Source organism: Allosphingosinicella deserti (genome assembly GCF_003012735.1).
Classification (GTDB): domain Bacteria; phylum Pseudomonadota; class Alphaproteobacteria; order Sphingomonadales; family Sphingomonadaceae; genus Allosphingosinicella; species Allosphingosinicella deserti.
The window spans coordinates 174108-200029 of sequence record NZ_PXYI01000002.1 but is presented as its reverse complement, the minus strand read 5'-3'; the positions used below and the strand labels follow the sequence as shown (position 1 = coordinate 200029).

Below are 25922 nucleotides of genomic sequence, written 5' to 3'. Positions count from 1 at the left end.
GCCCGGTCTCTCGAGACGTGATGGAGTAGACATGGTTCATCTCGCGGTAGGCGTCGGCGCCGCCCTTATCTTCCCGATCCTCGCCGTGATCGTCTATCAGCGCAGGGAGCGCGGCCACCATGGCCGCATGGGCAAGCGCAGGACCGACAAGATCCGCCTCTGACCCTTTCCCGGTCGTCCCGCAGCGGCACGATCGGCCACGTCTGAAAAAAATTTCGCCCCTGTTCCGATCGATTCGTCGATCCAGGGCAACGGTTCATCGCCGCAGATTTCTGCGGCTTTTTAGCGTTAACGCGAGGGACGCCCCTGCGTTACGGCCGCCTTGTTCATCCTAAAGCCATGAAACTCTTCAGAGTCATCGCTCGTTGGGCCGGCAAGTGAGTAGAAAGGAGCCGAGTATGGCGACGAGTATCCTTGAGGCCCGCGGCGGCTGCATTGTCCCCAAGGCAGAGACGCGCGGTTATCATATCGTCTATCGTGAGCACGAAACCAATTACTGCCCCGGGTGCGGCCGAACTCATTGGTATATCGGACGGTCGATGGCGGAATGTGCTTTCTGCACGACGGCTTTGCCGCTGGAAAATGCTCCGATGATCGCAGGCGGTCAGATCGTCCGCAGCATCCGCCGTCCAGTATTCGGCACCGAGCCCGCTTACGCAGCCTAGCCCGAGCGACGACGGATATCGAGGGTGCGTATCAGGCGCGTTTTCGAACCGGCACCGGGACATTGCACAGATCGACGCCGCCTGCGGGACGCTGAAAGAAACCTCCGCCGCGATTGGCGCGTCCGGTGACGAACTGCCCGAACGTGTCATGATCCGACCGGAGCACCTCGTACGCGGGCCGCTCTGCGGCCGGCATGTCGCTTGCAAGTCGGACCCGCGCGATTGGAACGTGCTGGGCAGCATCCTTGTAGAAACCAAGCTTTTCCGTGCCACGCGGGCGTGCCGACAAAAGCTCGATACCTTCGACAACGCGCCCGATCACCGCGATATTGAGATCGAGGTGGCGCGGCGCATGGCCGATAATTGCGTAGAGTTCTCCACCCGTGCCGGTGTCGGGCGCAAGATCGCGGCCGACGCCCACCATTCCGTAGCAATGGGTGAGCCAGGCACGTCCGGCCGCCGGATCATAGCCGATCGGCCAGCTTTCGGCATGGCCGACCATCGGTGCATAGCTGTCCGGATAGCCGAGCGCACGCACTCGAAGATCGGAAAGCGGCCGATCATATTCCGCGGCCGGCTGACGGACGACGCCTGACGGAAGCGCCGTCTTGGCATCGCCATTGCCCCATTGAGCAACGTAATTGTCCTGCACGCGGTAGATCGCCGAGCCGTTCCACCATCCCGACCGTGCGAAAGCCTTTACATTGGCGACGTGGACTGGGGCGAAGGCGGGCGCGAGTTCGATGGCGACCCGGCCGCCATCCTTAAATTCCATGATCAGCAGAGCGTCGGGATCGACCACCCGCCAGGCGTCCGCCGGCGCCTTGGCGATGACGTCGTTCGGCTCCGGCGCGCCGGTGACGGGCCTGGGCCGCCAGGCGGCGGTAGCGTTTGGCGCGGAGCCGGCCTGGTCGGGGGGATCGTTCGCGCATGCCGCGAGCAACAAGGATGCGGCCAGAAGCGCGGCGGCGGCGATATGCATGGCATCCCCTTTTCGAAACGATCGCGCGCTTATCGCGCGTCGAATCCTGCCGGGCAACCGGGCCGCTTGCATCCTTCGCTGCGGGGGATCATTTGACCGTCATGGAACAGATCTCCCCGTCCGAGATGACGCTCGACGAGCTTCGCGTCGCACTGGCGCCGCTGATCCCCGCCAATGCGGTGTTCGACGGCTGGACCGACGAGGCGCTCGCGATGGCGGCGTCGGATCTCGGCGTACCGGCGCCGCGGGCACGCCTCGCCTTTCCCGGTGGCGCCCCGGACATGATCGATGCCTGGTTCGATTCGATCGACCGGGCGACTGCGCGCGCCTTCCCGCTCGAGAAAATCGAGGGGATGAAGATCCGCCAGCGCATCCACGATCTGGTCATTTACCGGCTGGAGACGATCAATCCGCATAAGGAGGCGCTCCGTCGTGCGCTCGCCATCCTCGGCCAGCCGCAGAATCTCGTGCTGGGTGCCCGGCTCGCCTGGCGGGCGGCGGATCGGATCTGGCGAATCGCTGGCGACCGCTCCACCGACTTCAATCATTATACCAAGCGGACGATGCTGAGCGGCGTCTACGGATCGACCACGCTCGTCTATCTGGACGACGACAGCGACAATATCGCCAACACCCGCGCCTTCCTCGACCGCCGGATCGGCGACGTCATGAAGATCGAGAAACTGAAGGCGAACTGGCGCGGCAGCCGCGAGCGCGTTCCGTCGATCAGCCGCTTCCTTGGCCGGCTCCGCTACCCGGTCGCCTGACGTGTCTGCGGCGCCGCTCCGCAAAATCGGCGAGATCGCCAGCTACCACGCCCACATCTATTTCGATCCGGATTTCGGACGGGCGGCTGCGCTGGCGCTTCAGGGCGCCATTGCGGACCGTTTCGCGGTTCGGCTCGGACGGGCCTGGGATCGCCCGGTCGGTCCGCACAGCCGGGCCATGTACCAGGTCGCGTTCGCGCCGCCGTTATTCTCCAGCCTCGTTCCGTGGCTGATGCTGAACAATATGGGCCTATCGATCCTCGTCCATCCCAACACCGCCAATCCTCGACGAGACCATCTCCATGACGCACTCTGGATCGGCCCGGCGCTGCCGCTGGCGGGCGAGGTACTGCCCGACGATCAAGTGGCCGACCTTGCAGGCGAGCCCAACACGACCCCACATACCCAGCCTTGACTCATCTGGGAATCATCTGGCTTTCCTCGCGCGATATTGATAATCACTCGCAAGTACATGTCCCTATCGCTCGACAAACTGCCTTTCCGGACTCCCGCCGTCGTGACGGCGATCGACTGGTCGCGTCTTTCGGACACCGATGCGCGGCGTCTCCGGAATCTCGGCTTTGACGAGGGGGTGGCGATCGAGGCGTTGCACGGCGCGCCGTTCGGCAAGGATCCGCTCGCGATCCGGATCGGCCGTATGACGGTGGCGATGCGCCGCGCCCAGGCGCAGGTAATCATGGTGGAACAGAAAGCCGCATGACCACGATCCCGCTGGTGGCGGTGGTCGGCAATCCCAATGCCGGCAAGAGCGCCCTGTTCAACATGCTGACCGGCGCGCGCCAGAAAGTCGGCAATTATCCGGGCGTCACCGTCGAACGCAAAGCCGGCCGGCTGTTCCTGCCCGACGGACGACCGATCGAGTTGGTCGACCTGCCCGGCGCCTACAGCCTGGAGCCGTCGAGCCCGGACGAGGAAGTCACCCGCGACGTCGTGCTGGGCAAGCAGGACGGCGAGCGACTGCCCGACGCGCTGCTGCTCGTCCTCGACGCGACCAATCTCGACAATCACCTGCGTTTCGCGTTGCAGCTTATCGATCTCGGGCTGCCGACCGTGGTCGCGCTCAACATGGTCGATCTCGCCCGCCGCGACGGACTGGAGATCGATCCGCAGATCCTTGAGCGCGAACTGGGGGTCCCCGTCATCGCCACAGTGGCGGTGCGGCGCCGCGGCACCGACGAACTTCGCGAAGCGATCAGCGAGGCGGTCACGGCCGCCCGCGTGGTCCGGCCGCGGCCCGTGGCGGTCGAGGACTTCACGATCGTCCAAAGACGGGCGAGGGCAATCGCACGCAAGGCGACCATCAGCGAAACGGCCGTCCGGCGTACGACGCAATTGCTTGATTCGATCGCCCTTCACCCAGTGGCCGGTCCGATCATCTTTCTCACCATCATGTTCCTCATGTTCCAGGCGGTGTTCGCTTGGGCTGTCGCCCCCGCCGAATGGATCGATGCAGGCGTCGTATCGCTTCAGACCATGGCCACCGGGACACTGAACGAGGGCCCCATCCGATCGCTGCTGGTGGACGGCATTCTCGCGGGCGTCGGTGCTGTCATCGTTTTCCTGCCGCAGATCCTCATCCTGTTCTTCTTCATCCTGCTGCTCGAGGCGACCGGCTACATGGTCCGTGCAGCCTTTTTGATGGACCGGCTGATGGCGCGGGTCGGCCTGTCCGGCCACGCCTTCATTCCCCTTCTCTCCTCCTTCGCCTGCGCGGTGCCGGGGATCATGGCGACACGCAGCATCGAGGATCCAAAGCACCGGCTGACCACGATACTGATCGCCCCGCTGATGACATGTTCGGCGCGCCTTCCGGTTTACACGATGATCATCGGGGCCTTCTTCCCAGATCGCGCCGTGGCGGGGGCGTTCGGCCTTCAGGGCCTCGTCCTCTTCGGCCTCTACGTCGCCGGCGTGTTCGGCGCTCTGATCGCAGCGCTGTTCCTGCGCATGACGGTGACTCGCGGCACCCCGCGTGGCTTTCTGCTCGAGATGCCGAAATATCAGCTCCCCCAGCTGCGCGATATCGTGCTGGGCCTCTGGCAACGCGCGCTTATCTTCCTGAAGCGGGCGGGAACGATCATCCTCGTTTCGACGGTCGTGCTCTGGGCGCTGCTCTCCTACCCCCAGCCGAAGGCGGGAGAAACCGCGCTTGAGAGCTCGATTGCGGGAAAGATCGCGTCAGGCCTGGAAGTTTTGGTTCGTCCGATCGGGTTCAACCACGAGATCGCGCTGGCGCTCATACCGGCCATGGCCGCTCGCGAAGTCGCCGTGTCGGCCTTGGCAACCGCCTATTCGATCGATGCCGAGGACGAGGCAGCTGCCGAGCAGCCGCTCAAGGAACAGCTCCGCGGTCGCTGGTCACTGCCGACCGCGCTCGCCTTCCTCGTCTGGTTCGTGTTCGCCCCGCAATGCTTATCCACAATTGCGGTGACGCGGCGGGAGACCAACGGGTGGAAATGGCCGGCCTTCATGCTAGGCTATCTGTTCACTCTCGCATGGCTGGCGGCTGGCGCGACATTTTGGACCGCGACCGCCCTCGGCCTCTAAGGAAGGACTGATCGAATGGCGGGCGTCAACAAGGTGATTCTGGTCGGCAATCTGGGCGACGACCCGGAAAGCCGGTCGCTCAACAATGGCGGCGAGGTGGTCAACCTGCGCATCGCCACCTCGGAAACCTGGAAGGACCGCGACGGTCAGCGCCAGGAGCGCACCGAATGGCACCGGGTGGTCATCTTCAACGAGAATCTCGGCAAGGTCGCCAAATCCTATCTGAAGAAGGGCTCCAAGGTTTACATCGAGGGCCAGCTGCAGACCCGCAAATGGACCGACAATAGCGGCCAGGACAAATATTCGACCGAGATCGTGCTGCAGCGTTTCCGCGGCGAGCTCGTGCTGCTCGATTCTCGTGGCGGGGGCGGCGGTGGCGGCTCCGGTGGCGGCGGCTACGGCGACGATTTCGGCGGCGGCTATGAGGGTGGCTTCGGCGGCGGCGGCTCTGGTGGTGGCGGCGGCGGCGGATTCGGTGGGGGAAGCGGCGGCGGCGGCTCGCGCCCGCAATCGCGCCCGGCGCCTGCGTTCGACAGCGACCTCGACGACGACGTTCCGTTCTGATCCGTCCTGCGTCCCCCCGGCCGATAGGCCGGGAGGCCGCCGATAGTTCTCGACGCACGACCGCCTGCCCCTCTAGAGGGCTGGAATGACACTCAATTCCAATCTGGTCGAACACCGCCCGACCTTCGTCACCAATCTCGAATGCTCGCTGACCGGCGAAGTTTACGAGGCCGATCAGGTCCATGGCCAGTCCAGCGCCGGCCGACCCCTGCTCGTCCGCTACGATCTCGATGCGATGAGGACGCAGGTCACGCGCGACGAGATCGCGGCCCGGCCTACCGACTTGTGGCGGTGGCGCGAATTGCTGCCGGTGCGCGCGACCACGGACATCGTCAGCCTCGGCGAGATCGAAACGCCGCTCGTGCCGCTCCTGAAAGCGGGCGGCGCGAACGTCCTCGTCAAGGACGAAGGCCGCCTGCCCACCGGATCGTTCAAGGCGCGCGGCCTGGTCATGGCGGTTGCGATGGCCAAGGCCCTCGGAATCACCCGGATCGCGATGCCGACGAACGGCAATGCCGGCGCTGCGCTCGCCGCTTATGCCAGCCGCTGCGGGATCGAGACGATCGTCTTCTGCCCGGCCGATACGCCTGAGATCAATGTCCGCGAGATCGCGATGCAGGGCGCGCGGGTGTGGCGGGTCAACGGCCTGATCGACGATTGCGGCGCGATCGTCGGTGAGGGCGCGCGGCAGGGCCGCTGGTTCGATTTCTCGACCCTGAAGGAGCCCTACCGGATCGAGGGAAAGAAGACGATGGGCCTGGAGCTCGCCGCCCAGCTTGGCTGGACCCTCCCCAAGGCAATCTTCTACCCGACCGGCGGCGGCACCGGCCTGATTGGCATGTGGAAGGCTTTCGCCGAGCTGGAGGCACTTGGCTGGATCGGATCCGAGCGGCCGAAGATGTTCGCGGTCCAGGCGGCCGGCTGCGCCCCAATCGTGAAGGCGTTCGAGGACGGCGTCGAACATGCCGACCGCTGGGAGGACGCCCACACCGTCGCCGCCGGGATCCGGGTGCCGCGGGCCGTAGGCGATTTCCTCATCCTGCGGGCCGTGCGCGAAAGCGGCGGCCGCGCGCTGGCGGTCAGCGATGCGGCGATCCTCGACGCGGTGGACGACGCGGCGCGGCAGGACGGCCTGCTGCTCTGTCCGGAGGGTGGCGCGACCTTGGCCGCCTACCGCCAGGCGCTCGCCGACGGCCTCGTCGCGGCGGAGGACAGCACCATCCTGTTCAACTGCGCGACGGGCCTCAAATATCCGATGCCCGAGGCACCGCAGGCGCTCGACAGGCACGCCTTGATCGACTGGGACGCCCTGTAACCGGCGCCTACTTCCCCAATTTGTCCTTGAGGGCGCCAAGGGCAGCGAACGGGTTCGACTCTGCCTTGGCCTCCTCCTCGCTCTTCACGCCGGCGGCGCGCAGCGCTTCCTCGGCGGCCGGAGAGCGGGGGAAGGGATTGAGGGCGAGCGACATGGTCTCCGCGACGGCCTCGCCGAGGTCGACGGCGGCACCGTCGTAGAAGACGACGTCCATCTCGCCCTCCCCAAGTTCGATCTCCTCGTCCGGACCAAGCCCCTCCGGATGCGGGCGGAATTCGATCACGAATGCCTCGTCCACGTCCGCCTCGACCGGGTCGCCGGTGCCGACGCAGCTCTGCGTCACCGCAGCGGAGACCTTGCCTCTGGCAGTGACGATCTCGCCATTGCGACTGAGCGCGGCTTCGGCCGCAATGCGGTGGATCGCCACAAGGTTGAACCGCCTGGCGAGGGCGACCCGCTCCGCGTCGTCGGCAGCGATCTCGACCTGACGTGCACCGGCCCCGAGCGTGTCGACCCGGTAGGTGCGGCTGAATTCCGGACTCATCTGGCGATCTTTCCGCCGAGGACATCGCTGGTCGGGATCGCAGCAAGACCCGCGTGAAGAGCCGCGAGGCGGCCGCTGACGAAATCAACCGCCGCGTTCGATGACGGATCGTCCCTGAAGATGTTGCGACGGACGGCCTCGCCGAGATCGGCCTTGCCGGCGAATCCATCGCGGAATGCACCGAGCCGGCCGCCGAGCGCACCCATGATCTTGCCGACATGCTTGCCGACGATGATGTCGCCGATGCCAAGCTGGCGCAGCGTGCCGTCCATGTCGTCGATGAACAATTCGGTGAGCAGGATGGTCTGCGGCGTCAGCGCCTCCCCCTCATGTTCGAGCCGCAGCAGAACCAGCGACAGGACCGTCGAGACCATGTCGAACCGGCCTTCCAACGTGTCGGGAACCTTGCCGTCGCGATACCAGATCGGCTGCCGCGCCTCCATCACGATGGCGTCGTAGAGCGGGCGCAAACGGGCGCGCTCCTTGGCGGGATTGCCGAAGATTCGAGTCAGGAAGGACAAAGGCGGCTCCGGATCGGAAAGGGGCGTACTTGCGCCGTTCAGCTTGCTTGCGATATTGGGGCCTTCTATCCCTGCCGACAAGGCAGGCGCCGGCCCCGTGCGGAATAAGCCGGTCGATTCGGGAGAATTTTCAAAATGATGGTTCGGCATGCACGCGGCTTCGCTCTTGGACTCACGCTCGCGGGCGCCCTGCTTTCGACCGCCTGCACCCGGGTGACCGATCACCAGGGCTATCTGGCCGACGAAGCGCTGATCACCGCCGTCCAGCCGGGCGTCGACAATCGCGACTCCGTGCAGGCGACGCTTGGCCGTCCGACCTTCACCGGCCAGTTCAGCGACACCGACTGGTATTACGTGTCCCGCACCACCAAGAACCTGGCGTTCAACAAACCCCAGCCGAACGAGCAAACGGTGCTGCGGGTTCGATTCGATGCGGCCGGCAACGTCGCGTCGGTCGATCGCAAGGGTCTCGAGCAGGTCGTTTCGATCGATCCCAGCAAGGACAAAACGCCGACCCTCGGACGCAATCGCAGCTTCTTCGACGAGCTGTTCGGGAATATCGGCGCCGTCGGATCGGGCACTGCGCCTGGCGGCCAGAACACCGGATCGCCGGACAACCCACGCTAAACGTCAGACGGAACAACGAAAAGGCCGCCGTGCTCGGAAGAGCGCGGCGGCCTTTTCGGTGGGCTCGAAATCACCCGGCTCAGCCGACGATGCCGCCGGCGCCGAGCACCGCGAGGGTGACGAGATCGGAGGAGGTCGCCGTCATCGGTGCGACCTGTACCGGCTGCGCCATACCGATCAGCATCGGGCCGATCACCGAATCGCCGCCGAGTTCGGCGAGCAGCTTGGCCGAGATGTTCGCGGACTGCAGTCCAGGCATGATCAGCACGTTGGCGGGGCCGGTAAGACGGCTGAACGGGTAGACGCGCTGCAGGGCAGGATTGAGCGCGACGTCGGGCGCCATCTCCCCTTCATATTCGAAGTCGACACTGCGGTTGTCGAGGATACGCACGGCACCGCGGATATTGTCGAGGAACACACCCTCGGGATTGCCGAAATTCGAGTAAGAGAGGAACGCGACCCGGGGCTCATGTCCCATGCGCCTGGCCACCGCTGCCGTCTGGGTGGCAATGTCGGCGAGCTGATCGGCATCCGGCCGCTCGGTCACTGTGGTGTCGGCCATGAAGATGGTGTGGGTCTTACCGACCAGGATGTGGATGCCGAACGGCGTGCAGGCGGGCTTGGGATCGAGCACCCGCAGGAACTGACGCAGAGTCTGGGCATAAGGCCGGGTGACGCCGCTGATCAGCACATCGCCTTCGCCGAGCGCCATGAGCAGTGCTGCGAAGGTGTTGCGATCCTGGTTCACCATCCGCTCGATCTCGCGATGGAGGCGTCCGCGGCGCTGCAGTCGCTCATAAAGGTAATCGACCATTTCGGGGACACGATCGTAGGTACGACTGTTGATCAGCTCGAAGCTCTTCGGGTCGTCGACGCCGAGCGCGCGCAGCCGATCGTAAACATCTTCGCGTCCGACCAGTACCGGCACACCATAGCCACCGTCACGGAAGGCGATGGCGGCGCGGAGCACGACATCCTCTTCTCCCTCGGCGAAGATCACCCGCTTGGGATTGGCACGCGCCGATTCATAAGCGGCGCCGAGCACCGACGTGGTCGGGTTGAGGCGGGAGCGAAGCGCCGTGCGATAGGCCGCCATGTCCTTGATCGGGAACCGCGCCACGCCGGTGTCCATGGCGGCTTTGGCGACCGCGGCCGGCACGATCTCCATCAGCCGCGGATCGAACGGCGCCGGGATGATGTAATCGGGACCGAAGCTGTGCGCGCGGCCGTAAGCGGCTGCGACCTCTTCGGGGACCTGCTGGCGCGCGAGCGCGGCAAGCGCCTGCGCGGCGGCGATCTTCATCTCGTCGTTGATCGTCGTCGCGCGCACGTCGAGCGCACCGCGGAACAGGAAGGGGAAGCCGAGAACGTTGTTGACCTGGTTCGGGAAGTCCGAGCGCCCGGTGGCGACAATCGCATCGGGGCGCGCCGCCTTCGCGTCGGGCGGCATGATCTCCGGATCCGGATTGGCCATCGCGAAGATGATCGGGCTCGGTGCCATGTCCTTGACCATCTCCGGCTTCAGCGCACCGGCCGCGGACAGGCCGAGGAAGATGTCGGCGCCGACCAGCGCCTCGGCGAGGGTGCGGCGATCGGTCGGCACCGCATGGGCGGACTTCCACTGATCGAGGTCGGTACGCTCCGGATAGATGACTCCGGTGCGGTCGCACATTAGGACATTGCCGTGGCGGACGCCCATCGCCTTGATGAGCTCGGTGCAGGCGATCGCCGCCGCGCCGGCGCCGTTCACCACGACCTTGACGTCCTTGAGCTCGCGCCCGGTGAGATAGCAGGCATTGATCAGTCCGGCGGCGGTGATGATCGCGGTGCCGTGCTGATCGTCGTGAAAGACCGGGATATTCATCCGCTCCTTCAGCGCCTGCTCGATGATGAAGCAATCGGGCGCGGCGATGTCTTCAAGATTGATCCCGCCGAAGCTCGGCTCGAGCAAGGCGACGGCGTTGATGAACGCCTCCGCGTCCTCGGTATCGACCTCGAGATCGATCGAATCGACGTCGGCGAAGCGCTTGAACAGCACCGCCTTGCCCTCCATCACCGGCTTGGAAGCGAGCGCGCCGAGATTGCCGAGGCCGAGGATCGCGGTGCCGTTCGAGATCACGGCGACGAGATTGCCCTTGGCGGTATAATCGTAAGCCGTGGCGGGATCCGCCGCGATTGCGCGAACCGGCACGGCGACACCGGGGGAATAAGCGAGGCTGAGATCGCGCTGAGTCGCCATCGGCTTGGACGCCACGATCTCGATCTTTCCCGGCCGCCCCTGGGAATGGAAGTTGAGCGCTTCCTGCTCCGAGAATTTGACGTTGCTGCCTTCGTTCATGATCGCGCCTTTTCTATTCCCTTGAGGTCCCTCTAAGGCCTTGGAGCGGAATGGGGCAACCCGTCCATTGCCGCGATGGTGGACGCTACGTCGGGGCTGAACAGGGATGCACTGTCACGGCGGAGCGGCAGGACGCCGGCCGAACGCGAAAAGCTGGGGACGAATGACAGGAAGACGTTCCGCTTTGGCTCCCGAGCCTTTATCCCTGCGCCGATGGCAACCAAGGTGAAGACGGAAACTCCGGCAAGCGAGCGCAGCGCCGCCGCCCCGACTCCGATGATGGCGCAATATCTGGCGCTGAAGGCGGACGCGACGGACTGTCTGCTCTTCTACCGGATGGGCGACTTCTTCGAATTGTTCTTCGACGATGCCAAGGCGGCGGCTCAGTGCCTCGACATCGCGTTGACGTCGCGCGGCGAGCATCTCGGCGAGCCGATCCCGATGTGCGGCGTGCCGATCCATGCCGCGGAAACCTATCTCGCGCGGCTGATCAAAGGCGGACACCGGGTCGCGATCGCCGAGCAGACCGAGAGCCCGGCCGAGGCGAAGAAGCGTGGATCCAAGTCGGTGGTCAACCGCGCCATCGTGCGCGTCGTCACCGCCGGCACGCTGACCGAGGAAGCCCTGCTCGATTCGCGCGCCGCCAATTGGCTCGTCGCCGTCGCCAAGGCGGGCGAGCGCTACGGCATCGCCGCGGCGGACATCTCCACCGGGCGGTTCGAGCTCGGCTCGATCCCTGCCGCATCGCTCGATGCCGAGCTTGCCCGGCTTGCGGCGGCCGAAATCATCGCACCAGAGCCGATTTCCGGCGTCGAAACGCAGGAGCGGCGCGCCGGCTTCGACAGCATGGCCGCGGAGAAGCGGCTCAAAGATCGCTTTGACGTCCTGACCCTCGACGGCTTCGGCAGCTTCGACCGGCCGGCGCTTTGCGCCGCCGGAGGGCTGCTGACCTATCTCGATGAGGTCGCACGCGACTCCGTGGCGTTCCTGCGGCCGCCGGTGGTGCGCGCCTCGGGCGATCACATGATGATCGACGCGGCAACGCGCGAGAGCCTCGAGCTGACCGTCGCCACATCCGGCGGTCGCCCGGGCAGCCTGCTCCACGCCGTCGATCGCACGGTGACCGGCGCCGGCGCCCGGCTGCTCGCGTCCGATATCGGTGCACCCTTGCTCGATCGAACGCTGATCGAAGCGCGCCTCGATCTCGTCACCCTGTTCGAACGCGATGCCGGCACCCGCGATCTCGTCCGCCGCCAGCTCAAGGCGCTGCCGGACATCGGCCGTGCTCTCGGACGGCTGGTCGCGGGCCGCGGCTGTCCGCGCGACCTTGGCCAACTTCGCGACGGCCTCGGCGAAGCGCGCCGGCTCCACGCCAGGCTTGCCGCCATACCCGATCAGCCGGATCTTCTCTCGGCCTTGCTGCCGACGCTGACCGGCCATGGCGAACTCGTCGATCTGCTCTCCCGCGCCCTCGTGCCGTCGCCGCCGATCGATGCGGCGCAGGGCGGCTATATCGCCGAAGGCTATGACGCCGCGCTCGACACGCTTCGCGCCACGGGCGGCGAAGGCCGGCGGGCGATCGCCTTGCTGGAGGCCGATTACCGCCAGCGGACCGGGGTGGCGGCACTCAAGATCCGACACAATGGCGTGCTCGGCTATCATATCGAAGTGCCGGCCAAACATGCCGACGCTTTGATGGCGGCCGATTCCGGCTTCACCCACCGGCAGACCATGGCGGGGGCGGTGCGCTTCAACGCGCCCGACCTGCACGAGCATGCGATGCGAGTAGGTCAGGCCGGCGCCCACGCGCTTGCCGCCGAGGCGGCGCATCTCGAGACTCTGATCGGCGAGGCGCTGCACCGCTCGGAGGCGATCGCCGCCGCCGCCGATGCACTCGCCCGGCTCGACGTCTCGGCGGGGCTTGCCGAGCGCGCCGTCGAGGGCGGCTGGTCGCGGCCGCATTTCGTCGGCCACAATTGCTTCGAGATCGAAGGCGGCCGCCACCCCGTGGTCGAGGATGCGGTGCGCGCGTCCGGCGGGCGCTTCGTCGCCAACGATTGCGGCCTTTCGGAACAGGAGCGGCTGTGGCTCGTCACCGGCCCGAACATGGGCGGCAAATCGACCTTCCTGCGCCAGAATGCGCTGATCGCGGTGCTCGCCCAGGCCGGCGCCTACGTCCCCGCAACGCGCGCGACGCTCGGTCTCGTCGATCGCCTGTTCAGCCGCGTCGGCGCGTCCGACAATCTCGCGCGAGGCCGCTCCACCTTCATGGTCGAGATGGTCGAGACCGCAGCGATCCTCTCGCAAGCGACCGAACGCAGCTTCGTCATCCTCGACGAAGTCGGCCGCGGCACATCCACCTATGACGGTCTTGCGATCGCCTGGGCCGTGGTCGAGGCGATCCACGACCGCAATCGCTGCCGGTGCCTGTTCGCCACCCATTATCACGAGCTCACCCGGCTCGCCGAGCGGCTCGACGCGCTTTCGCTCCACCATGTCCGCGCCCGCGAATGGAAGGGCGATCTCGTACTGTTGCACGAGCTCGGCCGCGGTCCGGCCGATCGGAGTTATGGCCTCGCCGTCGCCAAGCTCGCCGGGCTGCCCGGCCCGGTGCTCGCGCGCGCCAAATCGGTGCTCGCGAAGCTCGAAGCAGGGCGGGCGGCGACCGGCGGCATCGCTGCCGGGCTCGACGATCTGCCGCTGTTCGCGGCGGCGGCGCAGGCGGAGGAAGAGAGCGTCGATCCGGTCCATGCCGCGCTGGACGACATCGACGTGGACGCGCTGAGCCCGCGCGAAGCCCTCGACCTCATCTACCGCTTGAAGCGGATCGCCGCCGAAGCCGGCTGATGGGGACGCGCTTCGCCCTCGTTCCCGCCAAGAAGGCGATCATCGACCGGCGCGACCTCGCCGATCGGCTGGCTACGATCGAGGGCGACGACGCGGCGCGGCGCCTAGCCGCCACGCGGTTGCTCAAGGAGGCGATGCATGCCGGTCGCGCCGAGATCGCCCGGCGCTTTGCGGAACGGCCGTGGCAGGGCACCGAGACCGCCGCCGCTTACGCCTTTCTCACCGATCAGCTGCTGCGTCTGGCCTATGACTTCATCGTCACGAGCCTTTACCCGCTGCACAACCCGACCGAATCCGAGCGGCTGCTGCTGATGGCGGTCGGCGGCTATGGGCGCGGCGAGATGGCGCTGCATTCGGACGTCGACATCGCATTCGTGACTCCGTGGAAGCCGACGCCCTGGACCGAGCAGGTCATCGAATCGATGCTTTATCTGCTCTGGGATCTCGGCCTCAAGGTCGGCCATTCCAGCCGGTCGGTCAGCGAGATGATCGCCGTCGCGATCGCCGACCATACGGTCCGCACCGCGCTGCTTGAGGCGCGCTATCTGTGGGGCGACGAGCGGCTCTACGCCGAATGCGAGCAGCGCTTCCACAAGGAGGTGGTCGCCGGTACCGTCCGCCAGTTCGTCACCGAGAAGCTGCAGGAGCGCAATGCGCGCCACGAGCGGATGGGCGACAGCCGCTATGTCGTCGAACCCAACGTCAAGGAAGGCAAAGGTGGCCTCCGCGATCTCCACACGCTCTTCTGGATCGGCAAATATGCCTACAAGGTCGGCAGCGTAGCCGAACTGGTCGAGGTCGGACTGCTCACGCCCGACGAATTGCGCCAGTTCCAGCGTGCCGAGCGCTTCCTGTGGGCGGTGCGATGCCACCTCCACCTCGTCACCAACCGCGCCGAGGAGCGGCTGACCTTCGACTATCAGCGCGAGATTGCGACCCGCATGAACTATGCGCAGCGACCGGGGACGTTTCCGGTCGAGCGGTTCATGCGCCACTATTTCCTGCATGCAAAAATGGTCGGCGACCTTACCGGGGTGTTCCTCGCCCATCTCGACGAGAAATTCGCCCGCCGCGGCATGCGCTTCGGATTTCCGGCGCTCACCCGGCGACGACGCAAGCTGGAAGGCTTCGTGCTCGAGCGCGGCCGCCTGGCGCTGCCCAACGACGATTTCTTCCACCAGGATCCGGTCCGCCTGCTGCAGATCTTCGCGCTCGCCGATCGCGACGGGCTGGAGATCCACCCGCTGGCCATGCGCGCTGCCGCGCGCGATGCCAAGCTGATCGACCGCGACGTACGCGCCGATCCACGCGCCAATGCGCTGTTCCTCGACGTGCTGAGCTCGCCGCGCGATCCCGAGACGGTGCTTCGATGGATGAACGAGGCCGGCGTGTTCGGCCGCTTCGTTCCCGAATTCGGCCGCGTCGTCGCGCAGATGCAGTTCGACATGTACCATCATTATACGGTCGACGAGCATACCATCCGCGCGATCGGACTGCTGGCGCGGATCGAGCGGGGCGAGCTCAAGACGGATCATCCGCTGGCGACATCGATATTCAGATCGATCACGTCGCGGCGGGTGCTCTACGTTGCGGTGCTGCTCCACGACATCGCCAAGGGCCGTGGCGGGGACCATTCGATCCTCGGCGCCGAGATCGCAGAGACCCTGTGTCCGCGCTTCGGACTAACCGACGCCGAAACCGACGCCGTCGCTTGGCTGGTACGCTGGCACCTCCAGATGTCGGCGACCGCGTTCAAGCGCGACCTGTCAGATCCCAAGACGATCCAGGATTTCGCAGCCCATGTGAAAAGCTTGGAGCGACTGCGATTGCTGCTGATCCTCACCATCGTCGATATCCGCGCGGTCGGCCCGGGCGTGTGGAACAGCTGGAAGCGGCAGCTGCTGCAGGAATTGTTCAATTCGGCAGAGGAAGTGCTCCGTCTCGGCCACAAGGAGACCGGCCGCAAGGAGCGGATCGAGACGATCCAGAGCGACCTTGCCGCGCGCCTGAAATGGGACGAGAGCCGGTTCGAACGGCTCGTCTGGCGGCTGCCCGGAAGTTACTGGCTGGCCGAGCCGATCGACGTGATCGAGCGCAATGCGCGGCTGATGGACGCCTGCGATCGCGCGCCCGGTGCCGAGCGGCCGATCGCGACCTCGGTTCAAACCGAGCGCGGGGCAACCCTCGTTTCAGTCTACGCCCCCGACCGCCGCGGCCTGTTCTTCCGGCTCACCGGCGCGATCAGCATGGCCGCCGGCAACATCATCGACGCGCGCATCCACACCACCAATGACGGCATGGCGATCGACAATTTCCTGGTCCAGGATGCGGGCGGCGGCCCTTATGCCGACCGTCACCAGCTCAAGCGGCTCGAGGAGAAAGTGCTCCGCGCCGTCGAAGGCGCCGAAATCCCGATGGAGCGGCTCGAATCCAGGGCGCTGCCGCTGCCCCGCGCGGAGGCGTTCACCGTCCATCCCGAAGTGTTCATCGATAACAATGCGTCGAGCCGCTACACCGTGGTCGAGATCAATGCGCGCGACCGCGCGGCGCTGCTGAGCGGCCTTGCCCGCGCGCTTTACGACATGAAGATCGTCGTCCATTCCGCCCACATTGCCACCTATGGCGAGCGCGCGGTCGACGTCTTCTACCTGACCGACGCTTCACGCGAGAAGATTACGTCGCCGCCCAAGCTCAAGGCGCTCCAGGAGCGCCTGCTCAAGGCCGCGTCCGAGCCCACGGCGGGGCAGAAGGCGGCGTGAGCAACCAATAGGAAAAGGGCTCCCGGCGGATGCCGAGAGCCCTTCCCCTGGTGAGCGGATCGGCCGGCCTCGCGCCCGGCCGAGACCACCGATCAGAACTTGAAGCGGCCGGTCACGCCGTAGGTGCGCGGTTCGGCCAGGAAGGACGAGAAGAGCTGGTTGCCGACCGAGCCGAACGCCTGGGTCTGGGCAATGCTGCCAGCGCCCTGGAACGGCGTGTTGAAGGCGACCTGCTGGTAATCGATGTTGAAGATGTTCTGGCCCCAGAATTCCAGCGCCCAGCGCTGTCCCGGCCCGCGAATGCCGATGCGAGCATTGACCACGGTGAAACCGTCCTGCGCCTTTTCGGGGAACAGATCGGAGCCGGTGTTGAAGTCCGACGTCATGCGCGTGTCGACATAGAAGAGGCCGGACAGACCGCTCGTGCCGATGTCGGGCGTGTAGGCCAGCGAGGCGGTCACCACATTCTTCGGTGCGTTCGAGAGCTGGCTTCCCGGTAGCAGGAAGAGCGCGTTGCTGAGCGCCTCGCCGCTCGAGCTGCCGACCAGGTTCCGCTTATAATGCGTATCGGCATAGGTATAGCCGGCGGTGATCGCGAGATCGGGCGCCGGGAACAGGGATGCCTCGAGCTCGACGCCCTGCGAGATGACGCCCGCCTTGGTCTTGCCGGCGCAGGCGCCGGTCGTCGGGCTGTTGTCGAAGTCCGCACCGTTCAGATCATCCGAGCAGGACGCAATGTTCTGGACGATGAAGATCGAGCCGTTGAACGTGTTGAGCTGGAACGTCTTGAACTCCTGCCGGAAGGCGGCGACGTTCAGGTTGAACTTGCGGAGATTGAACTTGGCGCCGAGTTCGAAAGCGTCGACCTTCTCCGGCTCGAAGCGAAGGCCCGGCGCATCGGCGTTGCTGCGGGGTCCGAAGACGCCGTTGATTCCGCCGAGATCCGATCGATCGAGATTGTAGCCGCCGGCCTTGTAGCCCTTCGAGTAGCTGGCATAGGTCATCAGCCGCGGCGTCGGCTTCCACGACAGCACTGCGGTGCCGGTCCATTCGCTCTCGCTGAACTCGTCCTCGAGTGCGAGGCTGTTGAGGCTCGAACTCGAATTGCCCGTGCAGGTGAGGGTGATGATGCCGCCGATCAGATCACGCAACCCCGCCAGCGCCGGATTTGCCAACAACGGCGAGAGCGCGGCTTGCTGTGCGGGGCAGACATTATTGTTGTTGTTGAAGTTCGCGTCGAACTCCTTGCGCTCGTGGGTGTACCGAGCACCGAGGGTGAGACTGAGCGTGTCCGTGATGTTGAAGATGTTGTGGGTGAACAGCGCCCAATTCTCGCTCGCCTGATTGTAGATGGCGCGCTGATCGCCGAGGTTGTTGAGCGTCGAAAGCCGTTCCAAGCCCGAGAAGATGATCGGGGCGCCGATCGGGCCCAGGGCTCCGGGACCTGCGAGCACGGCACGACCGGTCGGGCTGAGGCAGCCGGACCGGGTCGGATCGCGGAGCACCGGGTTGGGATTGATCGTCGCGACGATGCGGCAGGAGGCGAATGCGCCATATTGAGATCCGAACTTCAGGTTGTCGGAGACCTGCAATTTCTCGTTCGCGTAATAGCCGCCAATCAGCCAGTCGAGCTTGTCGTTGAACGCCGCGCCCTGCAGGCGCAGCTCCTGGGTGAAGGTCTTGAAGCGGCGATAGGCGAGGCCATCGTCGTCGCGGTAGGTGAGATCGACGTTCGAATAATCGACGTCTCCGGCGCCGCCGGACTTGTAATAGCGGTAGGCGCTGATCGAGGTCAGCGTGGCACCGCCGAAATCGTAATTGAGCTCGCCCGAGACACCCCAATCCTTGGTGGTGTTGCGGAACGTCCGGTTCGGCGAAAGCGTGAATTCGCGCTCGTAAGGATCGGCGGGCGGATAGCTGACCACTCCGCCGAGGCTGCGCAGCACATCGACGATCCGGTTGGTCGGGCTGAGCACGAAAGCGCCGTCGGTGTTGAAGCCGCCCGCATTGGTGGCGAGGGTCGGATCGACCGACTCCTTGGTGGCGACGTACACCGCGGCGCAGCAGCTTTCCTTGCGGTGGGTATAATCGCCGATCAAACGGAAGCTGAGATCCTCGCTCGGCTGGAAGAGCAATTGTCCGCGAACGAAATAGCGATCGCGGTCGTTGACCCGGCTCTCGCTGTCGCCCCCTTGCGTGATGTTGCGATAGAATCCGTCGCGCTGAACCGCGACGCCGTCGAGGCGAAAGGCCAGGGTGTCGGTGATCGGTCCGGTGATGCCGCCGGCGAACCGCCACAGATCGTAATTGCCGTAGGTGACCTCGCCGCCGCCGCCGAATTCAAAGGCCGGCTTCTTCGAGACGATGTTGATAAGGCCCGCGGAGGCGTTGCGGCCGAACAAGGTGCCCTGCGGTCCGCGCAGCACCTCGACCCGCTCGATCTCGCCGAGCTCGTTCAGGCCGACACCCGTGCGGCTGCGATAGACGCCGTCGATGAACACCGCGACCGAGCTTTCAAGGCCCGGATTGTCGCCGACCGTGCCGATGCCGCGGATACGGGCAGAGCCGTTGGCCTCAGTGCCGGTGGAGGACACGAGCAGCGACGGCGCCAGCTGATTGAGCGAGCGGATGTCGGTCGCGCCCGAATTCTGGAGGCTTTCCGCCGTCACCGCGCTTACTGCGATCGGTACGTCGGACAGCGGACTGGCCCGCCGGTTCGCGGTGATGATGATTTCGTTGCCGGACTGTCCGCCGTCATCGTCCGCGGCACCTTGATTTGGACTTCCCTGCTGGACCGCGCCACTGGCCGCAGTTGCGGCATCCGGACCCTGACCCTCGGGTGTGTTGTCCTGCGCGTAAGCGGGCGCGGCCGTCATTGCGGCAATCCCGGCCGACATCAGCCAAAAGGACTTCGACATAGTGCATCCTCCCTCAAAACGACTTTTTGTCTGTTTTTTTTGGAGGCTAGTGAAAGATGGGCTCGTGGAGAAGCGGGAAACCGCGCTTTTCTGCCGATTTCGATGAATTCATGGCGTTTGCGCAACAATAATGGTTGCGGAACGAAACGCTGCAGAAACGCTTCCGCTACGGCATCCTCAGCAGATGCGAAACGCCGCCCCTTGACGATTTGCGCGGGCAAATCCCAAGGAGCGGCGTTCTGTCCCGAATTGCGCCGGATTAAGGCTTCAACTGCCTCATCGCGACACAGGAGGCACGCCATTCACGGGCCACCCTGATCGAACGGCAGCGAATCAGCGCGGCGAGAGCACCATCAGCATCTGCCGGCCTTCCATGCGCGGATGCTGCTCGACCTTGGCGATCTCCGCCACGCCTTCCTGCACCCGGTGGAGAAGCTGCATGCCGAGCTGGCCATGGGCGAGCTCGCGACCGCGGAAGCGCAGGGTGATCTTCACCTTGTCGCCTTCCTTGATGAAGTCGACGACCTTCTTCATCTTGGTGTCGTAATCGTGATCGTCGATGTTCGGACGCATCTTGATCTCCTTGATCTCCTGCGTCTTCTGCGACTTGCGGGCGAGATTCGCCTTTTTCTGGGCTTCGTACTTGAACTTGCCCACGTCCAGGAATTTGCACACGGGCGGATCGGCGCCCGGCGAGACCTCGACCAGGTCGAGGCCGACTTCCGCAGCCTGCTCCATCGCTTCGGCGGTGAGCATTACGCCGAGATTCTCGCCATTCTCATCGATCACGCGCACGCGCGGCACGGAGATGAATTCGTTGAAGCGAGGGCCGTTCATCGGCGGGGCGACAGGGCGCCTCATCATTGGCGGACGTATAGCAATATCTCCATCTAGACCTATTCAGGGGCACAGGTAGTCAATCCCGCCCCCGATTGAAAGGTGGGGCGGCGACCGGCCGCGTCATTTTTTCGCACCGTCGCGGCAGGGCAACATTGCCCCGCCGCGCGCGAACGGCGCCTGCGAACGTTCAGTTCGGGCGAAGATCGGGCGGCGTCGCTTCGGCGACCAGCCGGGCGACCACGGCGTCCAGCGAAACCACCTCCTGCCGCGCATCGACGCCAAGCGGACGCAAGGCGACCGTCCGTTCTTCCGCCTCGCGCTTGCCGATGACGAGCAGGTTCGGGACCTTCTTGAGGCTGTGTTCGCGGACCTTGTAGTTGATCTTCTCGTTGCGCAGATCGGCCTCGGCGCGGATTCCGGCCGCTCGCAGGGTGCGCACGACCTCTTCGGCATAATCGTCCGCGTCGGAAACGATCGTCGCGACCACCGCCTGCACCGGCGCGAGCCAGGCCGGGAAACGGCCGGCATGATGCTCGATGAGGATGCCGATGAACCGTTCGAACGTGCCGAGGATCGCGCGGTGAAGCATCACCGGGCGATGGCGCTGGCCGTCCTCGCCCACGTAGGAGGCGTCGAGCCGCTCCGGCAGCACCGTATCCGCCTGGATGGTGCCGACCTGCCAGGTACGACCGATCGCATCGCGCAGGTGGAATTCCAGCTTCGGCGCGTAGAAGGCGCCCTCGCCCGGAAGCTCTTCCCAGCCATAATCCTCGGTGTCCCGCCCGGCGGCGTGGACCGCTTCGCGCAGGATCTGCTCGGCCTTGTCCCAGTCCGCATCGGAGCCGAAGCGCTGATCGGGCCGAAGCGCCAGCTTGATCGCATAATTGTCGAAGCCGAGATCGCGATACACGCTGTCGAGCAGGTCGCAGAACTCGCGGATCTCGTCGATCAGCTGGTCTTCGCGGCAGAAGATGTGCGCATCGTCCTGGGTGAACTGGCGGACGCGCATGATGCCGTGCAGGGCGCCATGCGGCTCGTTGCGATGACAGCAGCCGAACTCGGCCATGCGGATCGGCAGATCGCGATAGGATTTGATCCCCTGCCGGAAGATGAGCACGTGCGCCGGGCAGTTCATCGGCTTCAGCGCCATCAGATCGGCATCGCCGGAGAGGATCGGCGCCTCGTCGTCGGTGCTGGGAATCTCGTCCGGCACGACGAACATGTTCTCGCGATACTTGCCCCAGTGACCGGATTGCTCCCACTGGCGCGCATCCATCAGCTGCGGAGTCCGGACCTCGCGATAGCCGGTCGCGTCCAGGCGGCGGCGCATATAGGCTTCCAGCGCCCGCCAGACGATATAGCCGTTCGGGTGCCAAAAGACGGAGCCTTGCGCTTCGGACTGGAGATGGAACAGGTCCATTTCCGCGCCGATGCGGCGATGGTCGCGCTTGGCCGCTTCCTCCAGCCGGACGAGATGCGAATCGAGCTGCTTCTTGTTGAGCCAGCCGGTGCCGTAGATACGCGACAGCATCGCGTTTTTCTGGTCGCCGCGCCAATAGGCGCCGGACACCCGCGTCAGCTTGAATGCATTGGGATCGAGCTTGCCGGTCGATGCAAGGTGCGGACCGCGGCAAAGATCGACCCACTCGCCCGAGCGATACATGGTGATCGTCTCGTGCTCCGGAAGCTCCATGACCCATTCGGCCTTGAAGCGCTCGCCCGTCTTCTCGAAGAAGGCGCGGACCTCGTCGCGAGTCCACACTTCGCGCACCAGCGGCGCGTCCTGGGAGATGACCCGGCGCATCTCCGCCTCGATCGCCGGCAGATCCTCGTCGGTGAACGGCCCGCGCTCCGGAGACGGCGCGAAATCGTAATAGAAGCCGTCTTCGGTTGCGGGACCGAAGGTGATCTGGGTGCCCGGGAACAGATTTTGCACGGCCTCCGCGAGGACGTGCGCATAATCGTGACGGACGAGCTCGAGCGCGTCCTTCTCGTCGCGCGCCGTGACGAGCGCGAGCTCGGCGTCACCCTCGATCGGACGGGTCAAGTCGCGCAGCTCGCCGTTCACCCGCGCCGCGAGCGCGGCCTTGGCGAGGCCCGGGCCGATCGCAGCGGCGATATCGGCCGGCGTAGTTCCCGGCTCGACCTCGCGAACGGAACCATCGGGCAGGCGGATCTGGAAAGGCTTGGTCATAACGGCGTGCATGTAGCGTTCCCGCTTCGCTTCCTCCAGCCCCGGGGTGCGATTTCCGGACACGCGCGCTTCCGGCGGAGGCGGCGGCTGCGCTAGAGCGGCCGGCATGACCGAACTTCGCCATCTCGACGCGCGCGGCCGCCGTCTCGCTTTCCGCCATCGCCCCGGACGCGGCCCGACGCTCGTCTTCCTGCCCGGCTACATGTCCGACATGGAGGGGAGCAAGGCGACCGCGCTCGACGCCTGGGCGGAGACGGACGGGCGCGCAATGCTGCGCTTCGATTATGCAGGCTGCGGGATGAGCCGCGGCGCGTTCGAGGATCAGGCCCTCGCCGACTGGCGCGACGACGTGCTGGCGATGATCGACGAGGTCGCAAGCGGTCCGGTGGTGCTGGTCGGCTCGTCGATGGGCGGCTGGCTGATGCTGCTCGCCGCACTCGCACGGCCCGAGCAGGTGAAGGCGCTGGTCGGCATCGCCGCGGCACCGGATTTCACCGACTGGGGCTTTACCGATGCGCAAAAGGAGGAGCTCCGCACACAGGGGCGGATCGAGGAAGTGTCCTCCTATTCCGAGGCTCCGTACCTGACCACGCGGATCTTCTGGGAAAGCGGCGAGGCGCTGAAGCTGCTCGGGTCCGAAGTGCCGGTCGATTGCCCGGTGCGGCTCCTCCACGGCACTGCGGATGCGGACGTGCCGTGGCGCCTGTCGCTCCAGCTGATGGAGCGGCTCCGTTCAGCCGACGTGCAGGCGCATGTCGTCAAGGGCGGCGATCATCGCCTGTCGCGGCCGGACGACATCGCCCTGCTGATCGCGACGGTGAAAACGCTCCTGGAGAGACTGTGACTCCGATCCTCCTCGCTCTCGCTGCGGCCGCTGCTCCGACGGGGCCGGCAGCCCCCGCCGCGCCCAAGACGGCCGAAGAATGCACCGCGCTTGTCAAGCAATCGCCGGAACAGGCGATCGCCGCCGCCGATCAGTGGCGGATCCGCGGCGGCGGCCTCGATGCGCGCGCGTGCCTTGGCCTCGCTTACTCGAACGCCGGCCGCTGGGAGGCGGCCGCCACGACGCTGGAAGCCGCCGCACGGGAAGCCGAATCGACCAAGGATCTGCGCAGCGCCGACTTCTGGTCACAGGCCGGCAATGCCTGGCTCGCGGCCGGCCAAGGCGCCAATGCCCGCAAGGCGCTGGACGCGGCGCTCGCCAGCCCGACCCTCACCTCCGAGCTGCGCGGCGAGGTCCATCTCGATCGTGCCCGTGCCGCCGTGCAAGCCGGTGATCCTGCCGGCGCCCGCGTCGACATCGACAAGAGCCTGCAACTGGTCCCCGCCGATCCGTTCGCCTGGTATCTCTCCGCCGCTCTGGCCCGGCGCCAGAACGATCTGCCGCGCGCGCAGAAGGATATCGCCAAGGCGGTCGAGCTCGCCCCGGGCGAAGCGCCGATCCTGCTTGAAGCCGGCAATATAGCGGGCGTCTCGGGCGAGCCGGAGGCGGCGCAGGGACTGTTCGCGCGGGCGATGCGCGCGGCACCCGAGTCCGACGCCGGCAAGGCCGCGGCGGCGGCGATCGCCGCCAATAGCGAAAGCTCTCCCGGTACGCCGGCACCGGAAGCCACCGACAAACCTCGCGCCTGAGCTGCCGGACGGAAATCGCTTACTCCGGCGTTTCGAGCATCTCCGTGCGCTTGTCGGTCAGCCATGCCGCAAGGCTGTCGGACGCCACGGCCGGGAACTTCACTTTGGCGAACGCGAGGAAGGCGTCGCGATAGCGCAGCCATGCGCGCTGGGCGTCACGAATGCCGGTGCGGGTGACCGCGCCGGACCGAACTCGGAGGCAGGGAAGGCCGCCGCGGCGGCGCTGGCGGCAAACGGGGGCCCGGCCCCCACCGCCGCGCAGCAGCAAAGCGACAAGCCTCGCATCTAATCACACGGCGATTCGTTATCGAGCTGTCTCGAGCAGCGCGATCCGCTTCTCGGTCGTCCATGCCACCAGACTGTCGGCGGTCGCGTTGGCGTAGACGGTCATCAGCATCGTGCTGCCCGCTATTACTTCCACATCGCCGGCATCGCGTTCCAGGAGGCCGCATTGAGCCGCGCCCGGACCACGCCCAAGCCCCGTCATCCGGCATACTCAGTGGCGTCACGTTCAGTGTCTTGGAATGATCCTATAAGGAAAGGCGACGAACTGGTCGGACTGATGGAGACACCGCGTGAGAGTGCTGTTTTATCTGCCCTTGATGACCGATTGGTTCTTCGATGACGTCGTCAAACACCTGCTGCGCCTCGTCTCGCCGGAGGCAGAGGTTCACGTCGCCATACCTCTTCCCTGGAAAGGTACCGGCCTCAGCGAACATCAGCTCGCCCAGTGCATCGATCTGCCGAATGTCCATTGGCATGTCCTTGACGGTGACGACCACCCGTCGCTCCGAACGAAACCGAGCTCGCCGGAATCGCTGATTGACTTCGCGAAGTCCATCGCACCGGATTACTGCTTTTGCCGATCTGCAGACGTCACCACGCCGATGTCATTCCCGGGCAAAGTGAAATTTTTAATGGAGGCTGCAATCCCACCGTTCGAGGCTGGCCCCTACACGGCAGGTGGGCGGATCACGCTCGATGGCCCCGGGATCTTCGATCGAGGCGCACTTCCGGCTCTCCGCGCTGGCGATCATCTTCGCCTGCGGGAAATGATTCGACCCATTTGGCAGGGGCTGGAGAGGCGGCATTCACGCGACGCTTTAAGCCGCGCCGAGTATCTTGCCGCAACCGGGCTGCCAGAAGACCGACGCATCATTGCCGTCCCGCTCGATTACGAAGGACAATCGAACTTCCTGAACGAGGTGCACAGGCTCACGCCGCATAATGCTCAACTCATTCTCGATCTCGCAGAAATGATTGATGATGACGCCGTGTTGGCGTTGACCCAACACCCGCTGAACGTGAGCAGCTCGCGTGCGATGGACCGACCCGAGATACCAATCGAGCCAGCGTTGTCGGTGGTCGGAGATCGGGCTCGGATCGTGCGGGTGGGCGGGTCAGGACCGGGCGGTGCGACAAGCGCTCTCGTTCAGCATTGCGACGGGATGATCATGTGCGACTCGAAGTCGCTCGGCTATGCTCTGTTCTTCGGCAAGCCAATCCTGCGCCTTTCGAAATTCGCCAGTGCCGATTGGATGAACGTCTACCGGGAGCCGTCAGGCTTTCTCGACGCGCTGGCTACCGGCACCGCGCGCACCCCGAACCGGGACGATGCGCTGACGTGGTTCGGGTTCCACTATGCCAACCAGGTCTTCGCGGTGCAGGATCCGTCGTTCACGTTTGCCGAACTCATCGACCGCGTTGAACGTCCGGTGGACGCAAATCGGTGGGAGGCGGGGCTGCGGCGCTGGGGCGCAGCGTAGGCTCGGCATAGTGAGTCCTCGGCCGCCCGGCAAAAATTGCCCACTCCGGTGCGCTGCGTCCGTCTGCCTTCCTAC

General features: G+C 65.5%; 23 protein-coding genes. 14 read left to right on the top strand and 9 right to left on the bottom strand.

From position 1 onward, the window contains the following. Positions 1–31: 31 nt before the first annotated feature. The gene (locus tag C7I55_RS29175) at positions 32–163 is read left to right on the top strand and encodes a hypothetical protein (protein ID WP_269845196.1); all 132 of its coding nucleotides are present in this window, start codon (positions 32–34) and stop codon (positions 161–163) included. Positions 164–398: 235 nt separating this feature from the next. Then, positions 399–665: a hypothetical protein gene (locus tag C7I55_RS05265; protein WP_199192733.1), complete on the top strand. Its 267-nt coding sequence runs from the start codon at positions 399–401 to the stop codon at positions 663–665. Between the two features lie 31 nt (positions 666–696). On the opposite strand, the gene C7I55_RS05260 is transcribed toward C7I55_RS05265, so the two are convergent. Continuing rightward, on the bottom strand, positions 697–1647 hold the full coding sequence (locus tag C7I55_RS05260; protein WP_106511866.1) for a peptidylprolyl isomerase: 951 nt from the start codon (positions 1645–1647) through the stop codon (positions 697–699). Positions 1648–1748: 101 nt separating this feature from the next. On the opposite strand from C7I55_RS05260, the gene C7I55_RS05255 reads away from it, so the two are divergent. The 6 genes from C7I55_RS05255 to C7I55_RS05230 all read left to right on the top strand — a co-directional run bounded on the left by C7I55_RS05255 (position 1749) and on the right by C7I55_RS05230 (position 6861). Further along, the gene (locus C7I55_RS05255) at positions 1749–2414 is read left to right on the top strand and encodes a COQ9 family protein (protein WP_233222061.1); all 666 of its coding nucleotides are present in this window, start codon (positions 1749–1751) and stop codon (positions 2412–2414) included. 1 nt (position 2415) lies between these two features. Then, a complete protein-coding gene (locus C7I55_RS05250) occupies positions 2416–2829 on the top strand; it encodes a DOPA 4,5-dioxygenase family protein (RefSeq protein WP_106511865.1) in 414 nt (137 codons plus the stop codon). Positions 2830–2886: 57 nt separating this feature from the next. Next, positions 2887–3135: a FeoA family protein gene (locus C7I55_RS05245; protein ID WP_106511864.1), complete on the top strand. Its 249-nt coding sequence runs from the start codon at positions 2887–2889 to the stop codon at positions 3133–3135. Further along, positions 3132–4982, top strand: a complete 1851-nt coding sequence (gene feoB / locus C7I55_RS05240; protein WP_106511863.1) for a ferrous iron transporter B — start codon at positions 3132–3134, stop codon at positions 4980–4982. The genes C7I55_RS05245 and feoB overlap by 4 nt, the downstream gene beginning before the upstream one ends. A 15-nt stretch (positions 4983–4997) precedes the next feature. Beyond that, on the top strand, positions 4998–5546 hold the full coding sequence (gene ssb, locus C7I55_RS05235; RefSeq protein ID WP_106511862.1) for a single-stranded DNA-binding protein: 549 nt from the start codon (positions 4998–5000) through the stop codon (positions 5544–5546). An 85-nt stretch (positions 5547–5631) separates the two neighbouring features. After that, positions 5632–6861, top strand: coding sequence for a threonine synthase (locus tag C7I55_RS05230; protein WP_199192732.1), 1230 nt, complete (start codon positions 5632–5634; stop codon positions 6859–6861). 7 nt (positions 6862–6868) lie between these two features. On the opposite strand, the gene C7I55_RS05225 is transcribed toward C7I55_RS05230, so the two are convergent. Beyond that, a complete protein-coding gene (locus C7I55_RS05225; RefSeq protein ID WP_106511861.1) occupies positions 6869–7405 on the bottom strand; it encodes a YceD family protein in 537 nt (178 codons plus the stop codon). Continuing rightward, positions 7402–7926 carry a ubiquinol-cytochrome C chaperone family protein gene (locus C7I55_RS05220; RefSeq protein WP_233222060.1) on the bottom strand — a complete coding sequence of 175 codons (525 nt, stop codon included), beginning with the start codon at positions 7924–7926 and terminating at the stop codon, positions 7402–7404. The genes C7I55_RS05225 and C7I55_RS05220 overlap by 4 nt, the downstream gene beginning before the upstream one ends. A gap of 135 nt (positions 7927–8061) precedes the next feature. On the opposite strand from C7I55_RS05220, the gene C7I55_RS05215 reads away from it, so the two are divergent. Beyond that, positions 8062–8553 (top strand): outer membrane protein assembly factor BamE, encoded by a 492-nt coding sequence (locus C7I55_RS05215; protein WP_106511860.1) that lies wholly within the window; start codon positions 8062–8064, stop codon positions 8551–8553. 79 nt (positions 8554–8632) lie between these two features. On the opposite strand, the gene C7I55_RS05210 is transcribed toward C7I55_RS05215, so the two are convergent. Then, complete coding sequence (locus C7I55_RS05210) at positions 8633–10891, bottom strand: NADP-dependent malic enzyme (protein WP_106511859.1); 2259 nt, start codon at positions 10889–10891, stop codon at positions 8633–8635. A gap of 276 nt (positions 10892–11167) precedes the next feature. On the opposite strand from C7I55_RS05210, the gene mutS reads away from it, so the two are divergent. Continuing rightward, positions 11168–13738, top strand: a complete 2571-nt coding sequence (gene mutS / locus C7I55_RS05205; protein ID WP_106512423.1) for a DNA mismatch repair protein MutS — start codon at positions 11168–11170, stop codon at positions 13736–13738. Then, positions 13738–16497, top strand: a complete 2760-nt coding sequence (locus C7I55_RS05200) for a [protein-PII] uridylyltransferase (RefSeq protein ID WP_106511858.1) — start codon at positions 13738–13740, stop codon at positions 16495–16497. Before mutS ends, C7I55_RS05200 begins: the two co-directional genes overlap by 1 nt. Before the next feature lie 92 nt (positions 16498–16589). Here C7I55_RS05200 and C7I55_RS05195 read toward each other — a convergent pair whose 3' ends face one another. The 3 genes from C7I55_RS05195 to thrS all read right to left on the bottom strand — a co-directional run bounded on the left by C7I55_RS05195 (position 16590) and on the right by thrS (position 22449). Further along, positions 16590–19415, bottom strand: coding sequence for a TonB-dependent receptor (locus C7I55_RS05195; protein ID WP_106511857.1), 2826 nt, complete (start codon positions 19413–19415; stop codon positions 16590–16592). Positions 19416–19748: 333 nt separating this feature from the next. Continuing rightward, positions 19749–20279, bottom strand: coding sequence for a translation initiation factor IF-3 (gene infC / locus C7I55_RS05190; protein WP_106511856.1), 531 nt, complete (start codon positions 20277–20279; stop codon positions 19749–19751). A gap of 163 nt (positions 20280–20442) precedes the next feature. Further along, positions 20443–22449 (bottom strand): threonine--tRNA ligase, encoded by a 2007-nt coding sequence (gene thrS, locus C7I55_RS05185; RefSeq protein ID WP_106511855.1) that lies wholly within the window; start codon positions 22447–22449, stop codon positions 20443–20445. 106 nt (positions 22450–22555) lie between these two features. Here thrS and C7I55_RS05180 point away from each other — a divergent pair, with 106 nt between their 5' ends. Then, entirely contained in the window at positions 22556–23293 is a 738-nt protein-coding gene (locus tag C7I55_RS05180; RefSeq protein WP_106511854.1) for an alpha/beta fold hydrolase, read from the top strand. Then, the gene (locus C7I55_RS05175) at positions 23290–24081 is read left to right on the top strand and encodes a tetratricopeptide repeat protein (protein ID WP_199192731.1); all 792 of its coding nucleotides are present in this window, start codon (positions 23290–23292) and stop codon (positions 24079–24081) included. Before C7I55_RS05180 ends, C7I55_RS05175 begins: the two co-directional genes overlap by 4 nt. A gap of 19 nt (positions 24082–24100) precedes the next feature. Here the strand turns inward: C7I55_RS05175 and C7I55_RS05170 are convergent, their stop codons facing one another. Together C7I55_RS05170 and C7I55_RS28030 are read right to left on the bottom strand one after the other, a co-directional pair. Then, entirely contained in the window at positions 24101–24349 is a 249-nt protein-coding gene (locus C7I55_RS05170) for a lysozyme inhibitor LprI family protein (RefSeq protein ID WP_106511853.1), read from the bottom strand. A 36-nt stretch (positions 24350–24385) separates the two neighbouring features. Further along, positions 24386–24568, bottom strand: coding sequence for a hypothetical protein (locus C7I55_RS28030; RefSeq protein ID WP_106511852.1), 183 nt, complete (start codon positions 24566–24568; stop codon positions 24386–24388). An 88-nt stretch (positions 24569–24656) separates the two neighbouring features. On the opposite strand from C7I55_RS28030, the gene C7I55_RS05160 reads away from it, so the two are divergent. Next, positions 24657–25847, top strand: a complete 1191-nt coding sequence (locus tag C7I55_RS05160; RefSeq protein ID WP_146150928.1) for a hypothetical protein — start codon at positions 24657–24659, stop codon at positions 25845–25847. The last annotated feature ends 75 nt before the right edge of the window (positions 25848–25922 follow it).

What these genes read in the sequence shown, in the direction of transcription:
- C7I55_RS29175 (WP_269845196.1), top strand. Translation starts at nt 32, where the DNA reads ATGGTTCATCTCGCGGTAGGCGTCGGCGCCGCCCTTATCTTCCCGATC.
- C7I55_RS05265 (WP_199192733.1), top strand. Translation starts at nt 399, where the DNA reads ATGGCGACGAGTATCCTTGAGGCCCGCGGCGGCTGCATTGTCCCCAAG.
- C7I55_RS05260 (WP_106511866.1), bottom strand. Translation starts at nt 1,647, where the DNA reads ATGCATATCGCCGCCGCCGCGCTTCTGGCCGCATCCTTGTTGCTCGCG.
- C7I55_RS05255 (WP_233222061.1), top strand. Translation starts at nt 1,749, where the DNA reads ATGGAACAGATCTCCCCGTCCGAGATGACGCTCGACGAGCTTCGCGTC.
- C7I55_RS05245 (WP_106511864.1), top strand. Translation starts at nt 2,887, where the DNA reads ATGTCCCTATCGCTCGACAAACTGCCTTTCCGGACTCCCGCCGTCGTG.
- feoB (WP_106511863.1), top strand. Translation starts at nt 3,132, where the DNA reads ATGACCACGATCCCGCTGGTGGCGGTGGTCGGCAATCCCAATGCCGGC.
- ssb (WP_106511862.1), top strand. Translation starts at nt 4,998, where the DNA reads ATGGCGGGCGTCAACAAGGTGATTCTGGTCGGCAATCTGGGCGACGAC.
- C7I55_RS05230 (WP_199192732.1), top strand. Translation starts at nt 5,632, where the DNA reads ATGACACTCAATTCCAATCTGGTCGAACACCGCCCGACCTTCGTCACC.
- C7I55_RS05225 (WP_106511861.1), bottom strand. Translation starts at nt 7,405, where the DNA reads ATGAGTCCGGAATTCAGCCGCACCTACCGGGTCGACACGCTCGGGGCC.
- C7I55_RS05215 (WP_106511860.1), top strand. Translation starts at nt 8,062, where the DNA reads ATGATGGTTCGGCATGCACGCGGCTTCGCTCTTGGACTCACGCTCGCG.
- C7I55_RS05210 (WP_106511859.1), bottom strand. Translation starts at nt 10,891, where the DNA reads ATGAACGAAGGCAGCAACGTCAAATTCTCGGAGCAGGAAGCGCTCAAC.
- mutS (WP_106512423.1), top strand. Translation starts at nt 11,168, where the DNA reads ATGATGGCGCAATATCTGGCGCTGAAGGCGGACGCGACGGACTGTCTG.
- C7I55_RS05200 (WP_106511858.1), top strand. Translation starts at nt 13,738, where the DNA reads ATGGGGACGCGCTTCGCCCTCGTTCCCGCCAAGAAGGCGATCATCGAC.
- C7I55_RS05195 (WP_106511857.1), bottom strand. Translation starts at nt 19,415, where the DNA reads ATGTCGAAGTCCTTTTGGCTGATGTCGGCCGGGATTGCCGCAATGACG.
- infC (WP_106511856.1), bottom strand. Translation starts at nt 20,279, where the DNA reads ATGATGAGGCGCCCTGTCGCCCCGCCGATGAACGGCCCTCGCTTCAAC.
- thrS (WP_106511855.1), bottom strand. Translation starts at nt 22,449, where the DNA reads ATGACCAAGCCTTTCCAGATCCGCCTGCCCGATGGTTCCGTTCGCGAG.
- C7I55_RS05180 (WP_106511854.1), top strand. Translation starts at nt 22,556, where the DNA reads ATGACCGAACTTCGCCATCTCGACGCGCGCGGCCGCCGTCTCGCTTTC.
- C7I55_RS28030 (WP_106511852.1), bottom strand. Translation starts at nt 24,568, where the DNA reads ATGACGGGGCTTGGGCGTGGTCCGGGCGCGGCTCAATGCGGCCTCCTG.